Origin of the sequence: Metabacillus litoralis (assembly GCF_020524045.1) — a bacterium.
Lineage (GTDB): Bacteria > Bacillota > Bacilli > Bacillales > Bacillaceae > Metabacillus > Metabacillus litoralis_C.
Genome location: NZ_JAIVKL010000003.1, coordinates 323,662 through 342,146 on the forward strand (window position 1 = coordinate 323,662; position 18,485 = coordinate 342,146).

The 18,485-nt window shown below is 32.8% G+C and carries 20 protein-coding genes; 14 read left to right on the plus strand and 6 right to left on the minus strand.

Annotated features, from left to right (window positions below; genetic code table 11):
• Positions 1 to 13 precede the first annotated feature (13 nt).
• Positions 14 to 202 (plus strand): hypothetical protein, encoded by a 189-nt coding sequence (locus LC076_RS07725; protein ID WP_226667395.1) that lies wholly within the window; start codon positions 14 to 16, stop codon positions 200 to 202.
• A 141-nt stretch (positions 203 to 343) separates the two neighbouring features.
• On the opposite strand, the gene ispG is transcribed toward LC076_RS07725, so the two are convergent.
• Both ispG and LC076_RS07735 read right to left on the minus strand, forming a co-directional pair.
• Positions 344 to 1,456 (minus strand): flavodoxin-dependent (E)-4-hydroxy-3-methylbut-2-enyl-diphosphate synthase, encoded by a 1,113-nt coding sequence (ispG, locus tag LC076_RS07730; RefSeq protein ID WP_413465960.1) that lies wholly within the window; start codon positions 1,454 to 1,456, stop codon positions 344 to 346.
• A gap of 127 nt (positions 1,457 to 1,583) precedes the next feature.
• Complete coding sequence (locus LC076_RS07735) at positions 1,584 to 1,922, minus strand: LysM peptidoglycan-binding domain-containing protein (RefSeq protein WP_226667396.1); 339 nt, start codon at positions 1,920 to 1,922, stop codon at positions 1,584 to 1,586.
• A gap of 564 nt (positions 1,923 to 2,486) precedes the next feature.
• On the opposite strand from LC076_RS07735, the gene LC076_RS07740 reads away from it, so the two are divergent.
• Positions 2,487 to 2,801, plus strand: a complete 315-nt coding sequence (locus tag LC076_RS07740) for a methyl-accepting chemotaxis protein (protein ID WP_226667398.1) — start codon at positions 2,487 to 2,489, stop codon at positions 2,799 to 2,801.
• A 465-nt stretch (positions 2,802 to 3,266) separates the two neighbouring features.
• Here the strand turns inward: LC076_RS07740 and LC076_RS07745 are convergent, their stop codons facing one another.
• The gene (locus LC076_RS07745; RefSeq protein ID WP_226667399.1) at positions 3,267 to 3,443 is read right to left on the minus strand and encodes a hypothetical protein; all 177 of its coding nucleotides are present in this window, start codon (positions 3,441 to 3,443) and stop codon (positions 3,267 to 3,269) included.
• Positions 3,444 to 3,486: 43 nt separating this feature from the next.
• Complete coding sequence (locus LC076_RS07750; RefSeq protein WP_226667400.1) at positions 3,487 to 4,290, minus strand: DUF1189 domain-containing protein; 804 nt, start codon at positions 4,288 to 4,290, stop codon at positions 3,487 to 3,489.
• Between the two features lie 240 nt (positions 4,291 to 4,530).
• On the opposite strand from LC076_RS07750, the gene LC076_RS07755 reads away from it, so the two are divergent.
• From LC076_RS07755 to phoU, 9 genes are all read left to right on the plus strand, one after another.
• Complete coding sequence (locus LC076_RS07755; RefSeq protein ID WP_226667401.1) at positions 4,531 to 6,162, plus strand: Na/Pi cotransporter family protein; 1,632 nt, start codon at positions 4,531 to 4,533, stop codon at positions 6,160 to 6,162.
• A gap of 293 nt (positions 6,163 to 6,455) precedes the next feature.
• Positions 6,456 to 8,252 carry a methyl-accepting chemotaxis protein gene (locus LC076_RS07760; protein WP_226667402.1) on the plus strand — a complete coding sequence of 599 codons (1,797 nt, stop codon included), beginning with the start codon at positions 6,456 to 6,458 and terminating at the stop codon, positions 8,250 to 8,252.
• Positions 8,253 to 8,475: 223 nt separating this feature from the next.
• A complete protein-coding gene (sodA, locus tag LC076_RS07765; RefSeq protein WP_226667403.1) occupies positions 8,476 to 9,084 on the plus strand; it encodes a superoxide dismutase in 609 nt (202 codons plus the stop codon).
• 143 nt (positions 9,085 to 9,227) lie between these two features.
• Positions 9,228 to 10,517 carry an MFS transporter gene (locus LC076_RS07770; protein ID WP_226667405.1) on the plus strand — a complete coding sequence of 430 codons (1,290 nt, stop codon included), beginning with the start codon at positions 9,228 to 9,230 and terminating at the stop codon, positions 10,515 to 10,517.
• Positions 10,518 to 10,787: 270 nt separating this feature from the next.
• Positions 10,788 to 11,777, plus strand: coding sequence for a PstS family phosphate ABC transporter substrate-binding protein (locus LC076_RS07775; RefSeq protein WP_226667406.1), 990 nt, complete (start codon positions 10,788 to 10,790; stop codon positions 11,775 to 11,777).
• Between the two features lie 164 nt (positions 11,778 to 11,941).
• The gene (gene pstC, locus LC076_RS07780) at positions 11,942 to 12,847 is read left to right on the plus strand and encodes a phosphate ABC transporter permease subunit PstC (protein ID WP_226667432.1); all 906 of its coding nucleotides are present in this window, start codon (positions 11,942 to 11,944) and stop codon (positions 12,845 to 12,847) included.
• A 2-nt stretch (positions 12,848 to 12,849) separates the two neighbouring features.
• Entirely contained in the window at positions 12,850 to 13,734 is an 885-nt protein-coding gene (gene pstA, locus LC076_RS07785) for a phosphate ABC transporter permease PstA (protein ID WP_226667407.1), read from the plus strand.
• Between the two features lie 83 nt (positions 13,735 to 13,817).
• Entirely contained in the window at positions 13,818 to 14,582 is a 765-nt protein-coding gene (pstB, locus tag LC076_RS07790) for a phosphate ABC transporter ATP-binding protein PstB (RefSeq protein WP_413465961.1), read from the plus strand.
• Between the two features lie 122 nt (positions 14,583 to 14,704).
• The gene (gene phoU, locus LC076_RS07795) at positions 14,705 to 15,364 is read left to right on the plus strand and encodes a phosphate signaling complex protein PhoU (RefSeq protein WP_226667410.1); all 660 of its coding nucleotides are present in this window, start codon (positions 14,705 to 14,707) and stop codon (positions 15,362 to 15,364) included.
• Between the two features lie 73 nt (positions 15,365 to 15,437).
• Here the strand turns inward: phoU and LC076_RS07800 are convergent, their stop codons facing one another.
• On the minus strand, positions 15,438 to 15,968 hold the full coding sequence (locus LC076_RS07800) for an endolytic transglycosylase MltG (protein WP_226667411.1): 531 nt from the start codon (positions 15,966 to 15,968) through the stop codon (positions 15,438 to 15,440).
• Complete coding sequence (locus LC076_RS07805; RefSeq protein ID WP_226667412.1) at positions 15,965 to 16,324, minus strand: hypothetical protein; 360 nt, start codon at positions 16,322 to 16,324, stop codon at positions 15,965 to 15,967. The genes LC076_RS07800 and LC076_RS07805 overlap by 4 nt, the downstream gene beginning before the upstream one ends.
• 179 nt (positions 16,325 to 16,503) lie before the next feature.
• Between LC076_RS07805 and LC076_RS07810 the strand changes: the two genes are divergently transcribed.
• From LC076_RS07810 to rpmG, 3 genes are all read left to right on the plus strand, one after another.
• Positions 16,504 to 16,971, plus strand: coding sequence for a hypothetical protein (locus LC076_RS07810; protein WP_226667413.1), 468 nt, complete (start codon positions 16,504 to 16,506; stop codon positions 16,969 to 16,971).
• On the plus strand, positions 16,964 to 18,151 hold the full coding sequence (locus LC076_RS07815; RefSeq protein ID WP_226667415.1) for a glycosyltransferase family 4 protein: 1,188 nt from the start codon (positions 16,964 to 16,966) through the stop codon (positions 18,149 to 18,151). Before LC076_RS07810 ends, LC076_RS07815 begins: the two co-directional genes overlap by 8 nt.
• Positions 18,152 to 18,266: 115 nt before the next feature.
• Positions 18,267 to 18,416 (plus strand): 50S ribosomal protein L33, encoded by a 150-nt coding sequence (gene rpmG, locus LC076_RS07820; protein WP_146946449.1) that lies wholly within the window; start codon positions 18,267 to 18,269, stop codon positions 18,414 to 18,416.
• The last annotated feature ends 69 nt before the right edge of the window (positions 18,417 to 18,485 follow it).

An 18,485-nucleotide genomic window follows, 5' to 3' on the forward strand; every position in this document is an offset into this window, starting at 1 on the left:
GAGGCTTACCTTTATGGATTTAGACACTAAAAACCAAAAAAATAAACAGTTATTCGATTCAAAAGCGACAGAAGCTAATATGGCGATTCAGGAACAGTTTTATGGAGAAACTCATCTTGAAGATGATATTGATACATCTCTGTCAATGAATAGTAATATCGGGGCAGTACTTCTTCCAGAGGAGCTTGAAGAGGAAAAGTAAATAAAAAAGACTGTGTTTTAGTAAACTTTGTTGTTTTTAGAATCATAATAGAAACAACTCTGAATAAGTTTATTAGCAACAATCTTTCAGAAAAGAGCCATAAAAAAGAAGGAATCAGTGTGGTAACCGATTCCTTCTTTTTTAAGAATTAAGCTTAGCTTTTTCAGCTTCTTGTTTCGCGTAATGTTCTTCAGCAATTTTATCGATTTCTTTTTTAAGTTCTTCTACCATTGTTTCCTCAGGTACTTTACGTACAATTTGTCCTTTGCGGAAAAGTAAACCTTCACCACGTGCTCCTGCGATTCCAATATCTGCTTCACGAGCTTCACCAGGACCATTAACCGCACAGCCTAATACAGCAACTTTTATAGGAGCTTTTATTTTTGAAATATATTCTTCAACTTCATTAGCAATACTGATTAAATCAATTTCGATACGTCCACATGTAGGACAAGAAATTAACGTAGCAGCATTTGCTGCTAAACCAAAGGATTTTAGTAATTCTCGTGCTACTTTTACTTCTTCAACAGGGTCAGCACTTAGAGAAATACGCAACGTGTTTCCAATTCCCTTGTTTAAGATCACACCTAATCCTGCAGCACTTTTAACAGTTCCAGCAAATAATGTACCAGATTCTGTAATTCCGAGGTGTAGTGGATAATCAAAAGCTTTAGCTGCCTTTTCATAAGCTTCAACAGCTAAATTAACATCAGATGCTTTCATTGAAACAATAATATCATGAAAGTCTAGGTCTTCTAAGATTTTAATATGGTGCAAAGCACTTTCAACCATACCATCTGCTGTTGGATAGCCATACTTTTCTAGAATTCTTTTTTCAAGAGATCCAGCGTTAACACCGATTCTTATTGGAATATTACGTTCCTTTGCAGCCTTAACTACAGCTTCGACCTTTTCTTTTCTCCCAATATTTCCCGGATTAATTCTAATCTTATCTGCTCCACCTTCAATAGCTTTAAGTGCAAGTTTATAATCAAAGTGTATATCTACAACTAAAGGTATATTAATTCTCTTTTTTATTTCTGCAATGGCATTTGCTGCTCGTTCATCAGGACATGCAACACGAACAATTTGACAGCCTGCTTCTTCTAATCTGTTAATTTCAGCAACAGTTGCTTCGACATCATGTGTTTTTGTTGTTGTCATACTTTGTATAACGACTTCATTGTTGCCACCAATTGTTAAGCTTCCCACTTTAACAGGACGAGTTTTTGTACGATGTATGATTTCACTCACGTGTAAATCGCTCCTTAAAAATAAGTTTAATACGTTTATGAACTATTTAAATTAAAAACATAACCTTAATAAATTTTGTACTCCAAAACTCATTTTACAGGGAGGTTAACTAAAAGACAAGGAACAACTATTGTTTATAACTTGGAAATCTGTATATTTGCCCAGTTACAATAGAGTGAGCTTTGACGTCTGAATTGAGTTCTTCGAAATCTTTGCTTATCTGTTCAATGGAAGCTGGCAGCATGCTGTGGTATTTCTCAATAATTGAAAGAACTGTATCTCCTTGTTTCACTTTATGCTCAAAATAATTGATACTCTTTTTTTGAGAAATAGATGTAGTTACAACAGGAACCGTTGTGTTATCTGAAGCAGCTTGACTAACTGCTGGAAGTGTACCAACTCGAAAATCATAATAGGCGATATAACAAATGAATAAACACAGTAATAATAGTGAAAATCGTTTCATGGAAAGTCCTCCGATTTTTTTGTAAACTACTATATTCTATGCTTGTCCAAATAAAATATAACTGGTTAAACATACATTCTAATAAAGATTTCTATTCAATTATGTTTATTTTTCGACTGTTTTCTACTAAAATTCACAAGAAATTTACACTTCCTTAATAAATTCCTGTCATACTTTTAAAAGAAAAAGGAAATAGAGGTAGGGGTGTTCATATGAAAAATTTAATAGATACAAACCATGAAAACATGGTGATTTATCAACAGAGGCAAATAGGAGTCATACATAATAAAAGCTTTAATCAGATAATGAAGCAAATGAGAGTCATGATATCAAAAATTAACGGAACTACTCCTAAATTAACGGGCACTGGATAGCTGTTATAGCTACCTCAGGCGATGTGCTTCTTCAGAATAAATTAGTTGAGATAAGGAATTTGCAAAAATGACAGAAACGATTAAAGGTGTAAAGGATAATTCTGTTACGATTACTATTGTTGTACATATTATCCAATCGATCGCTGAGCAAACAAAATTGCTAGCCCTAATGCTACGATAGAAGCTGCTCGTGCTGGTGAAGCAGGTAAGGTGTTTTGCTGTTGTTCCAAATGAAGTACGTAAACTTGCTGATCAATCATCACAGGCTACTGAGGAGATGACACATTCAATTAAAATGATGGAAAGCATATCTGACCAGGCATCAACTGAATTTAATGCTATGCTAACGAACACACAAACACATTTAAGTGTTGCAAAAGAGTCTAGAGGATCATTTGATTTGTTAATGAATGAAATAACTAATGTAAATAATAAATTATCAGGTATAAATACTTATCTTCAAGAGCTTAGTAAATCAATCCCAGGAAATTTTAGCAAGTGCTGAACAAATGCTTGTTTCTTCAGAGGAACAGATAAATCAAATAAATCGCACACAGAAATTGGTCTTACTCTAACAGAACTATCCAAATCATTATCTGAAAGTACTGAACAATTTAAAGTGAAATGAAAAGGCTCTTTTCTGAACGATTGTTGCTATGTAACCAAAATTTGGAGTGAAAAACGAGTTTTTCCTCTATAAGGGTACTATTTTATGAAGAAAAGATGCCACTAGACTTAATACAGTTCTGTTTGTCTAGGTTATTTAATAGCAACAAAGTTTGCGAAAACAGCCAATGACAAAAACCTTTAGATATTTTTATTAAATGGTTCGTCTTTCAGATACAATACATCACAACTTAAATTACACCAGAAAAAACAATGAATGAGCAAAAGAAAAAGCAACTGATTTCGTATATCAGTTGCTTTGATTTATTTAGTTTATATTTTTTCGAATCATGTATTTAAAAAATTACCTGGTATTTAACTTTTCCTTTATTTCATCGTAAGTTTCTATGGTTTTGTATTTGTTTATAGAAAAACCATTAGCGACTGTTATAAGATTATCTCTAATCTCTATCACCAACAAAGTGTTAATTAGTATTTTTTCTTTTGATTTTTTATCAGTTACTTCAATGAATGAATTCAAATAATTCCTACTCCTTTTTTGTACCTCCGAACCCGTTAATGTTTTATTCCAAGGTTTTTATTTTTTGCTTATCAGCGTTTATTGGTTTTTTTGATTGTGGTATTTCTTTAAACACTAGATATAAAACTATCACATGAACAAACCAATTAATGATAAAGCCATTCGGTACAGAAATTAGTAGGCTATCCATTATAGCAAAGAAGATAGTTGCTAATGTGGTTGAATAAGCAGCAAGCACCCATACTTGTTTAAAATTCAATTTACGTTGCAAGCTATTTTTAAAAACTAATCCAAATAAAGCTAAAAAAGTAACTTCTATGAATTTAACAAAAGCACCAAAAAGATACATAATAAAGATCAAGATGGAAATTATTAAAGGCAACAGATCATTAAATTGTTTAGACACATCAATGAGATCTTCGCTTGTTAAAGACATACTCATTAAATCATACTCATATGTCTGTGCTTGCCCATTTGCAGCAAAAACAAATTGATTTTCTAATATGCCTATTGCGTTTTGTTTAGCTTCAATTTCTTCAATTCCAAAAGCGCCTGTATCATCGAGAATGATAATGAAATTATTTTTACGTATCTCCACAGGTTTATCAGAATCAGCATTTAATTTACCATCTTCAATTGAAAATGATGGTAAGTCATTACGTAAAGTTTCATCAAATCCTTTTAAGCCCTCCGTCAAACCGCTTGTAAAGTGAAAGGCGGTAGGAATTGTACTAAGTAAAGTCAACAGAAAAACAAATAGAATCGTTTTACCTATTCCTTGAAAACGGAATGTAGAAATCGTTTTAGGTGAATAAATGCTAGAATAAAGCTGTTTAAATACATTCATATACTTAATACACATCCTTCTTTTTTATACGACTTTATTTTATATGTGATGTATGGATAATACAAGGATAGTTATAATAAACAATTATCAATTCATTTGAAAGCGCTTTTAACAAAGAAACATAAATTTTTTGTAAATAATTTATCGAAATACCTTTACAAAAAATCAATAATTCGTTAATAATTGAAAGGGTTGTAGATGTTTGTCGAATAAAAGAAGAAGAATGAGGGGTTGAAAATTTTGGAACTTGATATCCAAAAGATGATATTTGAATTCATCGGTGGTCTTGGGATATTTCTTTTTGGGATTAAATACATGGGCGATGGTCTCCAACGCTCAGCGGGTGATAAACTTAGAGATATATTAGATAAGTTTACAACGAATCCTATTATGGGTGTTTTAGCAGGTATTATTGTAACGATATTAATTCAATCAAGTAGCGGAACAACAGTAATAACTGTAGGTCTAGTGAGTGCTGGATTTATGTCACTTAGACAAGCTATTGGTGTAATCATGGGAGCCAATATTGGTACAACCGTTACTGCCTTCATTATAGGGATAAAAATATCAGATTATGCCCTACCAATAATTGCTGTTGGTGCAGTACTATTATTTTTCTTTAAAAATAAACGAATACATAATTTCGGGCAAATTGTGTTTGGTTTTGGTGCCTTATTCTTTGGACTTGAATTAATGGGTGGTGGAATGAAACCACTACGTAGCTTACAAGAGTTTCATGATTTAACTCTTAGCATGAGTGATAATCCTTTACTTGGAGTTTTAGTTGGAACGATTTTTACTGTCATCGTGCAGAGTTCTAGTGCTACTATAGGAATACTACAAGAATTATTTGGACAAGGATTAATGGATATCCGTGCTGCATTACCTGTATTATTTGGTGATAACATCGGGACAACAATTACAGCCGTTTTAGCATCTATTGGAGCATCAGTTGCTGCAAGACGTGCTGCGTTAACACATGTCATTTTCAACCTTATTGGAACAACGATTTTCTTGATCTTCTTACCGTTGTTTACTAAGTTTGTTCAGTTTTTGCAAGACGCTATGAATTTAAATCCAGAAATGACCATTGCGTTTGCTCATGGTACATTTAATTTAACAAATACAATTATACAATTGCCATTAATTGGATTGCTCGCTTGGATGGTTACAAAATTAATACCAGGTGATGATTCGATGATTGAATACAAACCAAAACATCTAGATCCGATCTTTATTGAACAATCATCTTCGATTGCATTAGGACAAGCAAAAGAAGAAGTTCTCAGAATGGGTAAATTTGCTGTTATCGGTTTAGAAGCTTCTAGTGAATATCAGAAAACATTTTCTCAAAAAAATGCTGACACTGCTATGCAACTTGAAGATGCAATTAATAACTTAGACCGAAAAATAACAGATTATTTAATACTAATATCGAGAAGTGAGATGTCCACAACAGAATCTGAAGAACATAGTATGTTGATGGATACAGTAAGAGATATCGAACGTATAGGTGACCATTTTGAAAATGTTGTTGAATTAGTCGGTTTTCAAATAACAAACAAAGTGAAGTTAACAGATTCAGCTAAGAAAGATTTAGAAGAAATGTTTGAATTAACAATTCAAACGTTAAAAGACGCACTAACTGCTTTAGATGATAAAGATACCTCTTTGGCAATGAAGGTATTAAAATCAGAAGAGCAAATTGATAAGATGGAGCGCACTTTGAGAAAGAAACATATCATGCGAATTAATGAAGGTGCATGCACAGGCTCAGCTGGAATTATTTTCGTCGATATTATTAGCAATTTAGAAAGAATTGGCGATCATTCAGTGAATCTTGCTGAAGCTGTTTTAGGACATAGAGACTAAAAACTAAATCAAATATAATGAAAAGCAAGGGAATCCCTTGCTTTTTTTATTTTGTAAGAGTTTGTAGCGACCTAGGAAGAAAACCAATTTCTTGATAGATTTACTTGAAAAAGCGACTTAAGAAGTAGAACAATAGCTTCGTGTACTTTAACTAAAGGTGAAGCTGAAATCCTGTAAATAGTAATATCACAAATAAGTAGAATGTCTTATTGACGACCATCCTATTCTTAACATTGGCTTAACATTTCAATGGTATAATTAGTCGAATTTACACGAGATATGGAGGGTTAGGCTTGGAACAGAAAAGGGCAAAATACATAAAAAAATTAGCAATACATAAAAAAAACTCTAATATGGAAAAGTATGAAAAGATAAAGAGCACAGAAAAGGAGGATCATTCAGCACTAATTCGTGGTTTAAATAAATGGTATGTTAGATTTAGTTTGAAAAATCGTTTATTGCTATTATTTATATTTTTATTATTTGTCTCTATTATTACAGTAGGAATTAGTTCCTACTTGAAGGCGAAAGATACTACAATTGAGACGATTGAAAATCGTATAAGTCGTGAATCAGAAGTTATGGCTTATGTTGCAAAAAATTTAAAATTCTTATATGTGAGTGATGATTTATATTTTATGCAGCAATTAGAGATTAGTGTTCGTGATCAACAAAAACAGTTAACATCGGACAAGATACAATCACAAATGTTTTATTTTGTAGACGATGAATTTAAACCATTTCAAGTAAGTAATAAATCGAATATCACATTCAATGAATCGTTTAAAGAGAAAATTACTAATGGGGAAAAAGAGGTTTTCCATCATACAATTAAAGGTGAAGATTATACAATATCAGTTATAAACATGCCCGAGGTTAATGGTAAATACATACTAGTCGTTCCAACCAATTCTTATCTAGGACCAGTAAATGATATGGCGCAATTTATGATCCTTGTAGTAATTGTGAGTTTGCTTATATCAACGATTCTTTTAATCCTATTCGTTCGTAGTCTAACGAACCCATTAAATGAACTTAGACATGTTATGACGGAGGTCCGTGAAGGTAATCTAAATAAGAAAGCCTTAATTAATACCTCAATTCCTGAACTGCAATCTTTAAAGGTAAGCTTTAATATGATGATTGAACAAATGAGAGTCGTTATTGATGAAATCAATGAAACAACAACAGAGCTTGAGTGCACAGGAGAAAAATTGAGTTATTCTTCAGAAAATGCGCTTTCGTATAGTCGTCATTTAATTGAAGCTATTAATGTAGTAAAGCTCGGAGCGGAGCAGACAGTGAGTAGTTCAGATAGAAGTGTAACCGGTTTTCAATCAATAAAAGAAAAAATCGAACTGTTGATTTCTGGAATGAATACTGTTTTCCAGAGTTCTGAAGATATGAATTCATCCGCTAAACGTGGTGAAAAGAACAACATGCACTTAATTAGTACCATACATAGCTTTGAGCAGGATTTCGAACATATGAACACAACAATACAACAGGTAAGGAATCACTCTTCTTCAATAACTAACCTTGTAGGGTTAATAAAAGGTGTAGCAGATCAAACAAAGTTATTGGCTCTTAATGCAACAATTGAAGCTGCCAGAGCAGGAGAAGCAGGCAAAGGATTTGCTGTTGTAGCAGACGAGGTAAAGAAACTAGCAGACCAATCTTCATCTGCTACTGTAGATATCTCAAAATCAATTTCTGAAATGGAAGAAGTAACAATTCGTGCTACTAAAGAATTTGGAGATATGTTAATGAAAATTAGACATAACTTAGAAACGGCAAATGATTCAAAAGCATCCTTTGATGAACTAATGATGGAAATCGATACGGTAAGTGAGAAGCTTCATGGCATGCAAGGAGAGCTCCAGGGCTTAAAATTGGTACTTCCAGACTTAGAGGAAGGAACTTTAAGCTTTGCATCGATCTCACAAGAAACACTAGCTAGTACAGAACAAATGCTTTCAACAAGTGATAATCAAATACATCAAATGGAAAGCACGCATGAAATTGGCTTACAATTAAAAGGACTATCCAATTCATTATCTAACATATCGAAGCAATTTATATTAGATTAAAAATCTTTGATTGATAATAATGAACTTAGTGAAGGATGGTTTCTTACTTACTATTCTTTAGCAAATATTTTAATTTGCATATAAATCTTTTTTTTGAGAAAACTGTTATTCGTGATGTAGTTCATATTAATTGAAAGTATAGGACTATTTTGGTAACCTTAGAATTGAGAAGCTTTAGATAGGCTTTTTAACAATAGGTACATATTTTAAGGAGGAATAAACAATGGCTTACGAATTACCACAATTACCTTATGCGTATGATGCACTAGAACCACATATTGACAAAGAAACAATGAATATTCATCACACAAAACACCACAACACTTACATCTCAAATGTAAATGCTGCTCTAGAAGGAAATGCTGATTTAGCAGCGAAAAGTGTAGAAGAATTAGTTTCTAACTTAGATGCTGTTCCAGAATCTATCCGTACAGCAGTGCGCAATAACGGTGGTGGACATGCAAACCATAGCTTATTCTGGTCAATCTTGTCTCCTAATGGTGGCGGTAATCCAACAGGTGAACTTGGTGAAGCAATTAATGCAAAGTTTGGTAGCTATGATAGCTTCAAAGAAGAGTTTGCTAAAGCTGCAACAACTCGTTTTGGTTCTGGTTGGGCTTGGTTAGTTGTAAACAATGGTGAGCTAGAAGTAACTAGCACTCCAAACCAAGATTCTCCATTAATGGAAGGTAAAACACCAATCCTAGGCTTAGATGTTTGGGAGCATGCTTATTACCTAAATTACCAAAATCGTCGTCCTGATTACATTGCTTCTTTCTGGAATGTAGTAAACTGGGATGAAGTTTCTAAACGTTTTAGCGCTGGTAAATAAAAAATAGACATAGAGAAAAGGACTAACATTCATTTGTTAGTCCTTTTCTTTATGTCCATTATACTGACGAATTACAAGATAAATACATAACTACACATCGATAAGACAAACTATGTAATAGAAGTTGAAGGGGAGTATTTTTAATGTCAAAAATGAAAAAAATTATTGGTGATGTAGATGTAAGTAAGGATTTAATCTTATTATTAGTGATTGGGGGATTGTATGCCTTAAGTATTGCTCTTTCCAATACATTTGTTAACGTTTACTTATGGAAACAATCCGGAAAATTTATTGACTTAGCTATATACAATTTATCAATCGTGGTCATGCAGCCACTAACCTTTATTTTTGCGGGAAGACTTGCCAAGAAAGTTGATCGAGTTATTGTATTAAGACTTGGTGTTATTTTTTTAGCTATATTTTTCTTAATTGTCCTTATGATAGGAGGATCTGCTTCTAAATTCCTTATATTATTAGGTGGAACATTAGGTATAGGATACGGTTTTTACTGGTTAGCATTTAATGTATTAACATTTGAAATTACTGAACCTGAAACGAGAGATTTCTTCAATGGGTTTTTAGGAGTTATGAACTCCACAGCTGGAATGGTAGGACCTATAGTTGCAGGCTTTGCAATTTCAAAATTAAAGAATTTTACTGGGTATACGACTATCTTTACTATTTCTCTCTTGTTATTCTCAGGAGCTGTGGTATTGAGCTTTTTTATAAAGAGAAGAAAAGCAGAAGGAGATTATTTAATTAAACGAATTTTTCACGAACGTAAGAATAATAAAAATTGGAAGCTTATTACAAGAGCACATTTCTTTCAGGGGTTACGTGAAGGAACCTTTGTATTTGTAATTGGTGTTTTCGTATTTATTACAACCGGAAGTGAATTAGCTTTGGGGACATTCGGTCTTGTGAATTCTGCTGTAGCTTTTCTAGGATACTATCTTGCATCTAGAGTGATAAAGAAAACAAGGCGTAAACGTTTCATTTTCATTGGCGGAACGTTACTGTATATTTCAATCTTCTTAATCCTTTTTGATTTAACTTATCAAAAGCTACTTATATATGCCGCACTTATTGCAATAGGATATCCGATGCTACTTGTTCCATATATGTCAATAACGTACGATGTTATTGGTAAGGCCTGGAGTGCTACAAGGGCTAGGATTGAGTACATTGTAGTAAAAGAAATCTTTCTGAATATGGGACGAATTCTTTCAGTCGTAGGGTTTATCATCGCTATCTCTTTCTTTGATGAAAAGCAAAGTATTCCTGTTTTACTGACCATAATTGGTGCTGGTCACTTCGTTATATACTTCTTTGTACGAAATGTTCAATTAGATGAAAGTGAAAAAAGCATTGAGCAGAGCGGACGTAAACCAGAATTAAAGGAAAATATTGTTGATGGTGATAATAGTGGGTAATTATTTTTCTCGAGTTAACATGCCTACTCATTGTAGATTGTTTATGAAGGAGAATCTAATACTTTCATGGTTTTAGACAATAAGTATTAATTTTTAAGCAATTCTAGTGATTAATAGGATCTATACCCCATTTTAGTACAAAATATGACAAACTCTATCATGAATTTACAAAACCTTTACATTACATTAAAACGTTATTAATATTAGGGCGGTATTCTATTACATGTAGGACAAACAAAACAAAAACACTCTTTAGGGGGAAATTGGCAAATGAAAAGCATGAAAAACCTTGCATTACTTTTAGTTATGGGAATTCTAGTTATATTCGCAGCTGCATGTGGTGGCGGAGAAACTAAAGAAACAAACGCTGGTGACGGAAACGAGAAAGCTACTGAAGAAGAAACAGCATTAGAAGGTAGCGTAGTAATCGATGGATCTGGTACAGTTTATCCTTTCATGGCGAAAATGGCAGAAAATTATATGACTGAAAATGAAGAAGTTTCTGTTGAAGTAAGTCGTGCAGGTACTTCTGCTGGTTTCAAAAAGTTCTTAGCTGAAAATGGAACAGATTTTAACGATGCTTCTCGTCAAATTAAAGAAGAAGAAACAGCTTTAGCTGATGAATTAGGTATTGAAGTTAAAGAATTCCAAGTTGCTCTTGATGGTTTAACTTTCGTAATCAACAAAGATAATGATTGGGCAACTGAAATGACTCAAGAAGATGTTGTAAAGATTTTCCTTGCTGAAGGTGGAGTTACTAAATGGTCTGATATTAACCCAGATTGGCCTGCTGAAGAAATCAAGCCAATGGGTCCTAATGAAAACCATGGTACAAATGAATTCATGTTTGAAACTATTATGGAAGAAAAAGATTTCGTTGATTCTGTAAACTTACAACAAGAATATTCTACTCTTGTAGATCTTGTTTCTAAAGATAAAAATGCAATTGCATTCTTTGGATATGGTTACTATGATAGCAATAAAGATAAATTGAACGCAGTAAATGTTGACTTTGGTAATGGTCCAGTTGCTCCAAGCTTAGAAACAATCGGATTAGACGAAGAAGCTGCTTACAACCCATTTACTCGTCCAGTATTCACATACTTAAATGTTGGAATGGCAAAAGAGAAGCCACAAGTTCTTGATTATGCAATCTACGCTATGGAAAATGCTCAAACTGTAGCTGCTGAAACTGGTTTTGCTCCATTAAAAGATGAAGTAGTTCAAGAATCAATTAGCTATTTAGAAGGATTAAAATAATCAATCATTCTTTCTTAACAGTTAGAAGATGAGAAGTTTAACTTCTCATCTTCTTATATATGTATTCCTCTATTAATACAATCTACTATAAAATTTCACCTCACATATCGCATGGAGGATGAAAGGGGTTTTCGTTCTTGGATAATAAAGTGAGCGTCCGTGACATGATAGAAAAAAAGAGAAACTCAACAAATTTAAATTCAGTCACAGAAAAGTTTATACCGAAATTTTTATTCGCAATAGCTACAATTTCAATTCTCACAACTATTGGCATAGTTATTACTCTTTTAACAGAAACAATAAACTTTTTTAGAGATGTTCCATTTTTGGATTTCTATACAGGAATAGAATTAAATCCACTAGGTGATAATGCAGTATTTGGTGTTTTGCCTTTACTTACAGGTACCATTATTTCTACAATTATCGCAATGTTTGTAGCTATTCCAATTGGATTGATGGCTGCAATTTTTCTAAGTGAATATGCTTCCGAAAAAGTGCGTAGAATTTTAAAGCCAATTCTTGAAATTCTTGCAGGTATTCCTACGATTGTTTATGGATTCTTTGCTTTTACTTTTGTAACACCATTATTAAGATCATTTATTCCAGCTTTAGATCCAACAAATATTTTAAGTCCAGGACTTGTTATGGGGATTATGATCATTCCTATGGTAGCATCACTTTCTGAAGATGCAATGAGTTCAGTACCGAACGCAATGCGTGAAGGTGCCCTTGCTCTTGGTTCAACTAAACTTGAAGTAACTTTTAAAATTGTTATACCAGCTGCTATATCTGGTATTATTGCTTCATTTGTATTGGGTATTTCACGAGCTATTGGGGAGACAATGATTGTTGCCATTGCAAGTGGTAGTAACAAAAACTTTACTTTTGATATTACACAATCCATGCAAACAATGACTGCTTATATTGTTGAAGTAACTGGCGGAGAAGCTCCTGCCGGATCAACTATTTATTACAGTTTATACGCTGTCGCAATGACATTATTTGTATTTACACTCATAATGAACCTTATTGCCCAGTATATTTCTCGCAAATATAGGGAGGAGTATTAATTATGAAATATGTTGATGCAGAACAAGTACAAAAGAAGATGGGGTCGCGTTTGTTTGCAAATAAACTTGCAAAAGGATTATTCTTTCTAGCAACTCTATTTGGATTGGTCGTACTATTAACATTAATCTATCGCGTTTACTCAGATAGTATCGGTTGGATTGATTTTCAATTTATCACTAGTAAACTTTCTACAACTGCAGAAAGAGCAGGAATCATGGGTGCAATTAGTGGGACCTTATGGTTAATGGTCGTTGTTGCTCCTGTAACAATGTTTCTAGGAGTAGGTACAGCAATCTATTTAGAGGAATATGCTAAAAATGGAAAATTAAAATCTTTTATACAAACAAATATTTCTAACTTAGCTGGTGTTCCATCAGTCGTATTTGGAATATTAGGTCTGACTGTGTTTGTACGCAACTTTGGTTTAGGGAATATTGTTTTAGCTGGTGGTCTGACAATGTCATTATTGGTTCTTCCAATTGTTGTAGTTGCAAGTCAAGAGGCTATTCGGGCAGTCCCTAAATTCTTAAGAGAAGCATCCTACGGCATGGGAGCTACTAAATGGCAAACAATAAAAAATATTGTTTTACCAGCAGCCATACCAGGTATCTCAACAGGTCTTATTTTATCTCTTTCAAGGGCAATTGGTGAAACAGCTCCATTAGTTGTAATTGGAATTCCTGCATTGTTAATTCCGCTGCCTGATGGCATCTTTGATAAATTTACAGTGTTACCAATGCAAATATACTATTGGACAGTCGATTCTGCTCTTGTTGCTGAATACGCAAACCTTGCTGCTGCAACAATTGTTGTTCTCTTAATAGTATTATTTTTAATGAATTCAATTGCAATTATAATTAGAAATAAGTTTCAAAATAGATTTTAATTTTTTGGGGGTTTTTAAATATGGCAGTTTTATCCGATAGTGAAAAAAAGATAATAACAACTACTGAAAGAGATGAAAAGCCAATGAATAGTAAGAGTGTTGTTTATGATACAAAAGATTTAAACTTATGGTATGGTGGAGACCATGCGTTAAAAAATATTAACCTTTCTATTTATGAAAATGAAGTTACTGCAATTATTGGGCCTTCTGGTTGTGGAAAATCAACATTTATTAAGACGTTAAACAGGATGGTTGAATTAATACCGGTAGTTCGTATATCAGGAGATATTAAATATAGAGAAAAAAATATATTAGATAAAACCTATCAGGTAGAAGATCTAAGAACAAAAGTAGGTATGGTTTTCCAGAAACCTAATCCATTTCCTAAATCAATTTACGATAATATAGCTTATGGACCGAGAATTCATGGCATAAAAAATAAAGCTATTCTTGATGAAATTGTTGAGAGAAGTTTACGTGGAGCAGCAATTTGGAGTGAAGTTAAGGACAGACTAAAAGAAAATGCATATGGTCTTTCTGGGGGGCAGCAACAGCGACTATGTATTGCTCGTTGCTTAGCTATTGAGCCAGACGTAATTTTAATGGATGAACCTACATCTGCTCTTGATCCTATTTCAACACTTAAGATTGAAGAATTAATACAAGATCTAAAACAAACCTACAGTATAATTATCGTAACGCATAATATGCAACAAGCAGCTCGAATTTCTGATCGTACAGCATTTTTCTTAAATGGAGAGGTAGTAGAATATACGGATACAGATCGTTTATTCTCTAACCCAACAGATAAACGAACGGAAGACTATATCACAGGACGTTTCGGTTAAGTAGTAGTAGGCCGTGCGATTTCATAGAAATTGCACGGCTTTTTAATTGCTATTCCTTTACAGGTTATTGTATTAGAGAATTAGGGAATATATATAGTATACGAATTGGGAGGTAAAGAAAGATGAGTGTGAGGGAACAATTTGATTTTGATTTAAAAAACTTAAGAGATAAATTAATTGAATTAGGAAGTGTAACAGAGATTGCTTTAAGTAAATCGATTGATGCATTAGAAAATCAAGATATCGAGCAAGCTTTACAGATTATTGAAGATGACTACCTAGCAAATGATCTAGAAGAAGAAATAAATAATATGGCTATGTTATTAATCGCAAAACAACAGCCTGTTGCAACTGATCTTAGAAGGATCATTGTCGCACTTAAAATAGCTAGTGATATTGAAAGAATGGCTGATTTCGCAGTAAATATAGCTAAATCAACGATTAGGATAGGAAAAGAGCCATTGGTAAAACCTATTTCTACAATAAAAAGCATGCACAAAATAGCAACTGAGATGCTTTCACTATCAATCAAAGCATTCAATGAAGAAGATATTGTTCTTGCAAAAAAAGTAGCAGATATGGACGATCAAGTGGATGAAATGTACGGTGAAGTCATGCGTGATGTTCTTGAACTAATGAAAACAAAGTCTGAATATCTACAACAGTTAACTCAATTAGCATTTGTAGGTCGCTATATAGAAAGAACAGCTGATCATGCTACAAATATATCTGAAAGTATAATGTACCTTGTTAAAGGTAAGCGATATGATTTAAATACTTAACGAGATGGATCAATAATTAAATAGTAATACAAACAAAAAACAACCACTATTTTAAGTGGTTGTTTTTTATAACTTATCTTGTAATGGCATCTGCAAGCTGATCAAATGTCATACCTTTTTTCACTTCAAAGGTTCCTAGTTGTACTTTAGTGTGATATTCATTTTTTATTAGAAATTGATCGAATTCCATAGATGATTCAATAATTCCGTTCAGCTCTAACGCATCAGATACTTCACTTGTCGTCATGCCGTCTTTAATAGTGACTTTATAGCTAATGACTTCTTCTTTCTTTTCTTCTGGTTTCTTTGCTTCTTCTGTTTTAGGTTTTTCAACAGTCTCTTCTTTTGGTTGCTCTTCTGCTTTTGCTTTTGCTTCTTCTTGATTTGCTGCATTTTTAGCAGCTAAAAATTGTTCGTATTCATCTGTATCAACTGTCATTTGATTGTTGTTTGTTAGATATGCTTCAATATCAGCTTTTGTTACTTCTTTTTTCTCGACTTTTGCTGTTACTTGTTCTTGATCAGATAAAAGGTATGTTCCTCCAAGTACAGAGGTAGAGAAAATCATACCAGCTGCAAATGTTCGAAATCCTGTTTTACTCATGTTAAAACCCTCTCATTTTGTTCAACAATTAGGCGTATTTCTTCAACCGAAGATGCCTCTGATAACGCAATTGCCTCTAACGACATTCCTTGACGATATTTTGCTAATACACGTGATGTATTTGATTTTTCTTCCTCATAAGAAGAGTCAATTTGTTCTTTTAATGGAGCATCATTTTGTAATAGCTCTTCTTCGACAATTCTCATTTTCTTTTTTAATTTGTAGATTTCTTGCATTGCTGATAATTGTAAATGATCAAGCTCTTGTTCGAGTTCTTTCACATTATCTCGTTGAAAGTAAGATATACCGATAAGCGCAATGCTTATAATAAATAAAATTATGATCATTATAGTCATTTTTTTTCACCTTCTAAAGTATATTTCCCTTTACATTTATAACATAAATTCTCTCTGTAAAGAAGTCATAATTTAAGGAAATGTAGTTTTTTGACGATTTTCCTTTAATAAATTCTTGAGTACTTCAATTTCACACGTGTTAAGATTAAAAAAGCAAGTAAAAAGGAAGAGGTTGAGTAATGAAGAATAAACAAACTGATAAACAAAGCATATATAGAATTCGAGAGAAGAATTCAGTTTATGTGGATAGGTTATGTCTTATTGGTTATCTAGATTCTTTAGTTCTATCTTGGAATATTGTAGACACTACTAAAAATCTAGTGATGAGTATTCTTAAAGAGGAATATAAAGACTTGCTTGTTAGAATCCTCCTTTATTGCAAAAATGGTGAGCACCTGAAGATGACAGATTTTCCGATAAGTAAAGATGCAGGTGTGATTACATTAAAAAATTTACCAACAGGTTTGTACTATTGTGAACTTGTTGTTACTAACTCTCAAAATGATAGCATTACAATAAAACATTCTAATGAGGTAAATTATTTGTTTAATAATACAGATCAACATCATACATATAGATGGTTAGAAGTGATAGATATGGATAAAACATGGAAACCTTCCTTTTCAGGGTACACAAACTATGAATAAAAAGCAAAAAGATGCATCAACAACGACAGTTTTAATTCTTTCGACAGAGTATAAAGAAAATTTGATCGGTGGCTTAGGACGGCATGTAACTGATTTAGTAGAAACGGGCAAAAATCATAATATATCTTTTATCGTTATTACACTTTCTCCTACAGTTCATGAGTCATATAGCTGTGAAAATGGTATTCATATTTTTCGTTTGTTGCCATGGAAAAAGCATTCAAGTAATTTTTTGGATTATATAATGAATGTCAATTTTCGTTTTTCACAATTTGTTTTTCAAGAACTGAAATTATCTTTTGATTTGATTCATGCTCACGATTGGCTAACAGGGATAGCAGCTTGTTCTTTGAAAAAGCAATTACATAAGCCATTGATTTCAACCATTCATTCTACTGAAGAAGAACGTAAATTCGTGACACAAAATAAGACAATTCAAGAAATTACGATATATGAAAGCGAACTTATTCATACTTCTGATCGCGTCATTGTTTGTAGTAAGTATATGTACCGGTTAGTGGTAGACAAATTTAATGTTGCACAAGAAAAAATCAATATGATTCCCAATGGAATTATATCTAATAATTATGAACTCGAGGGAAATCACCCATCACCTTATTTAAAATCAATAATTTCCACTCCATATGTATTGGCTTTGGGGAGATTAGTGACAGAAAAAGGCTTCCACCTTTTGTTAGATGCATTTTCAAAAATAGAGAAAGACTTTCCAACTCTTAATCTGATTATAGCTGGGGAAGGCCCTGCTGGAATGAAATTAAAACAACAAGTAGACATATTGGGAATGGAAAAAAGAGTGCACTTTCCGGGGTACGTAAATGAAGCTGAAAGAAATATGCTTCTTTCGTCTTGTAGCATATTAGTCATACCAAGTCTATATGAGCCATTTGGGATTATTGCATTGGAAGGGATGATTTATACAAAACCGATTGTTTCATTCAATATAGGTGGCTTAGCGGACGTTCTAGCGGACAATAGAGGGATATTAATTACCAAAACAAATAGTAAAGAACTTGCTAAGCACTTACGCTATTGTTTCATTCATAGTAAAGAAACACAGGATATGGCTAAGAAAGGGTTTCAAACAGTAAACTTAAGTTATCAATGGAAAAACCTTATTTATGACATAATAAATGTCTATAAAGAAGCAAGAAATTCTTAATAAAATACCAAAAATAAAAATATAATGAAATAGATGTGGAATTTGTCGGATTAAAATGATATTATATTAAAGTCTGATTTATTTATAGTTTTTTTATGTTTGGAGGGAAAGAAACATGCGTGTGAATATTACATTAGCTTGCACAGATTGTGGCGAACGTAACTATATTTCTAAAAAGAATAAACGTAACAACCCTGATCGTCTTGAGCTTAAAAAATATTGTTCAAGAGATAAAAAAATGACTGTACACCGTGAAACAAAGTAAACAGTAGGATATTTATTCCTACTGTTTTTTTTTTTTTTTTTTTTTTTTTTCGTCCACTTATCTTTTAAA

Excerpts from the sequence above, each read along its gene's own strand:
- LC076_RS07725 (WP_226667395.1), top strand. The coding sequence starts at position 14 with ATGGATTTAGACACTAAAAACCAAAAAAATAAACAGTTATTCGATTCA.
- LC076_RS07735 (WP_226667396.1), bottom strand. The coding sequence starts at position 1,922 with ATGAAACGATTTTCACTATTATTACTGTGTTTATTCATTTGTTATATC.
- LC076_RS07750 (WP_226667400.1), bottom strand. The coding sequence starts at position 4,290 with ATGAATGTATTTAAACAGCTTTATTCTAGCATTTATTCACCTAAAACG.
- sodA (WP_226667403.1), top strand. The coding sequence starts at position 8,476 with ATGGCTTACGAATTACCACAATTACCTTATGCGTATGATGCACTAGAA.
- LC076_RS07770 (WP_226667405.1), top strand. The coding sequence starts at position 9,228 with ATGTCAAAAATGAAAAAAATTATTGGTGATGTAGATGTAAGTAAGGAT.
- LC076_RS07775 (WP_226667406.1), top strand. The coding sequence starts at position 10,788 with ATGAAAAGCATGAAAAACCTTGCATTACTTTTAGTTATGGGAATTCTA.
- pstC (WP_226667432.1), top strand. The coding sequence starts at position 11,942 with ATGATAGAAAAAAAGAGAAACTCAACAAATTTAAATTCAGTCACAGAA.
- pstA (WP_226667407.1), top strand. The coding sequence starts at position 12,850 with ATGAAATATGTTGATGCAGAACAAGTACAAAAGAAGATGGGGTCGCGT.
- pstB (WP_413465961.1), top strand. The coding sequence starts at position 13,818 with ATGAATAGTAAGAGTGTTGTTTATGATACAAAAGATTTAAACTTATGG.
- phoU (WP_226667410.1), top strand. The coding sequence starts at position 14,705 with ATGAGTGTGAGGGAACAATTTGATTTTGATTTAAAAAACTTAAGAGAT.
- LC076_RS07800 (WP_226667411.1), bottom strand. The coding sequence starts at position 15,968 with ATGAGTAAAACAGGATTTCGAACATTTGCAGCTGGTATGATTTTCTCT.
- LC076_RS07805 (WP_226667412.1), bottom strand. The coding sequence starts at position 16,324 with ATGACTATAATGATCATAATTTTATTTATTATAAGCATTGCGCTTATC.
- LC076_RS07810 (WP_226667413.1), top strand. The coding sequence starts at position 16,504 with ATGAAGAATAAACAAACTGATAAACAAAGCATATATAGAATTCGAGAG.
- LC076_RS07815 (WP_226667415.1), top strand. The coding sequence starts at position 16,964 with ATGAATAAAAAGCAAAAAGATGCATCAACAACGACAGTTTTAATTCTT.
- rpmG (WP_146946449.1), top strand. The coding sequence starts at position 18,267 with ATGCGTGTGAATATTACATTAGCTTGCACAGATTGTGGCGAACGTAAC.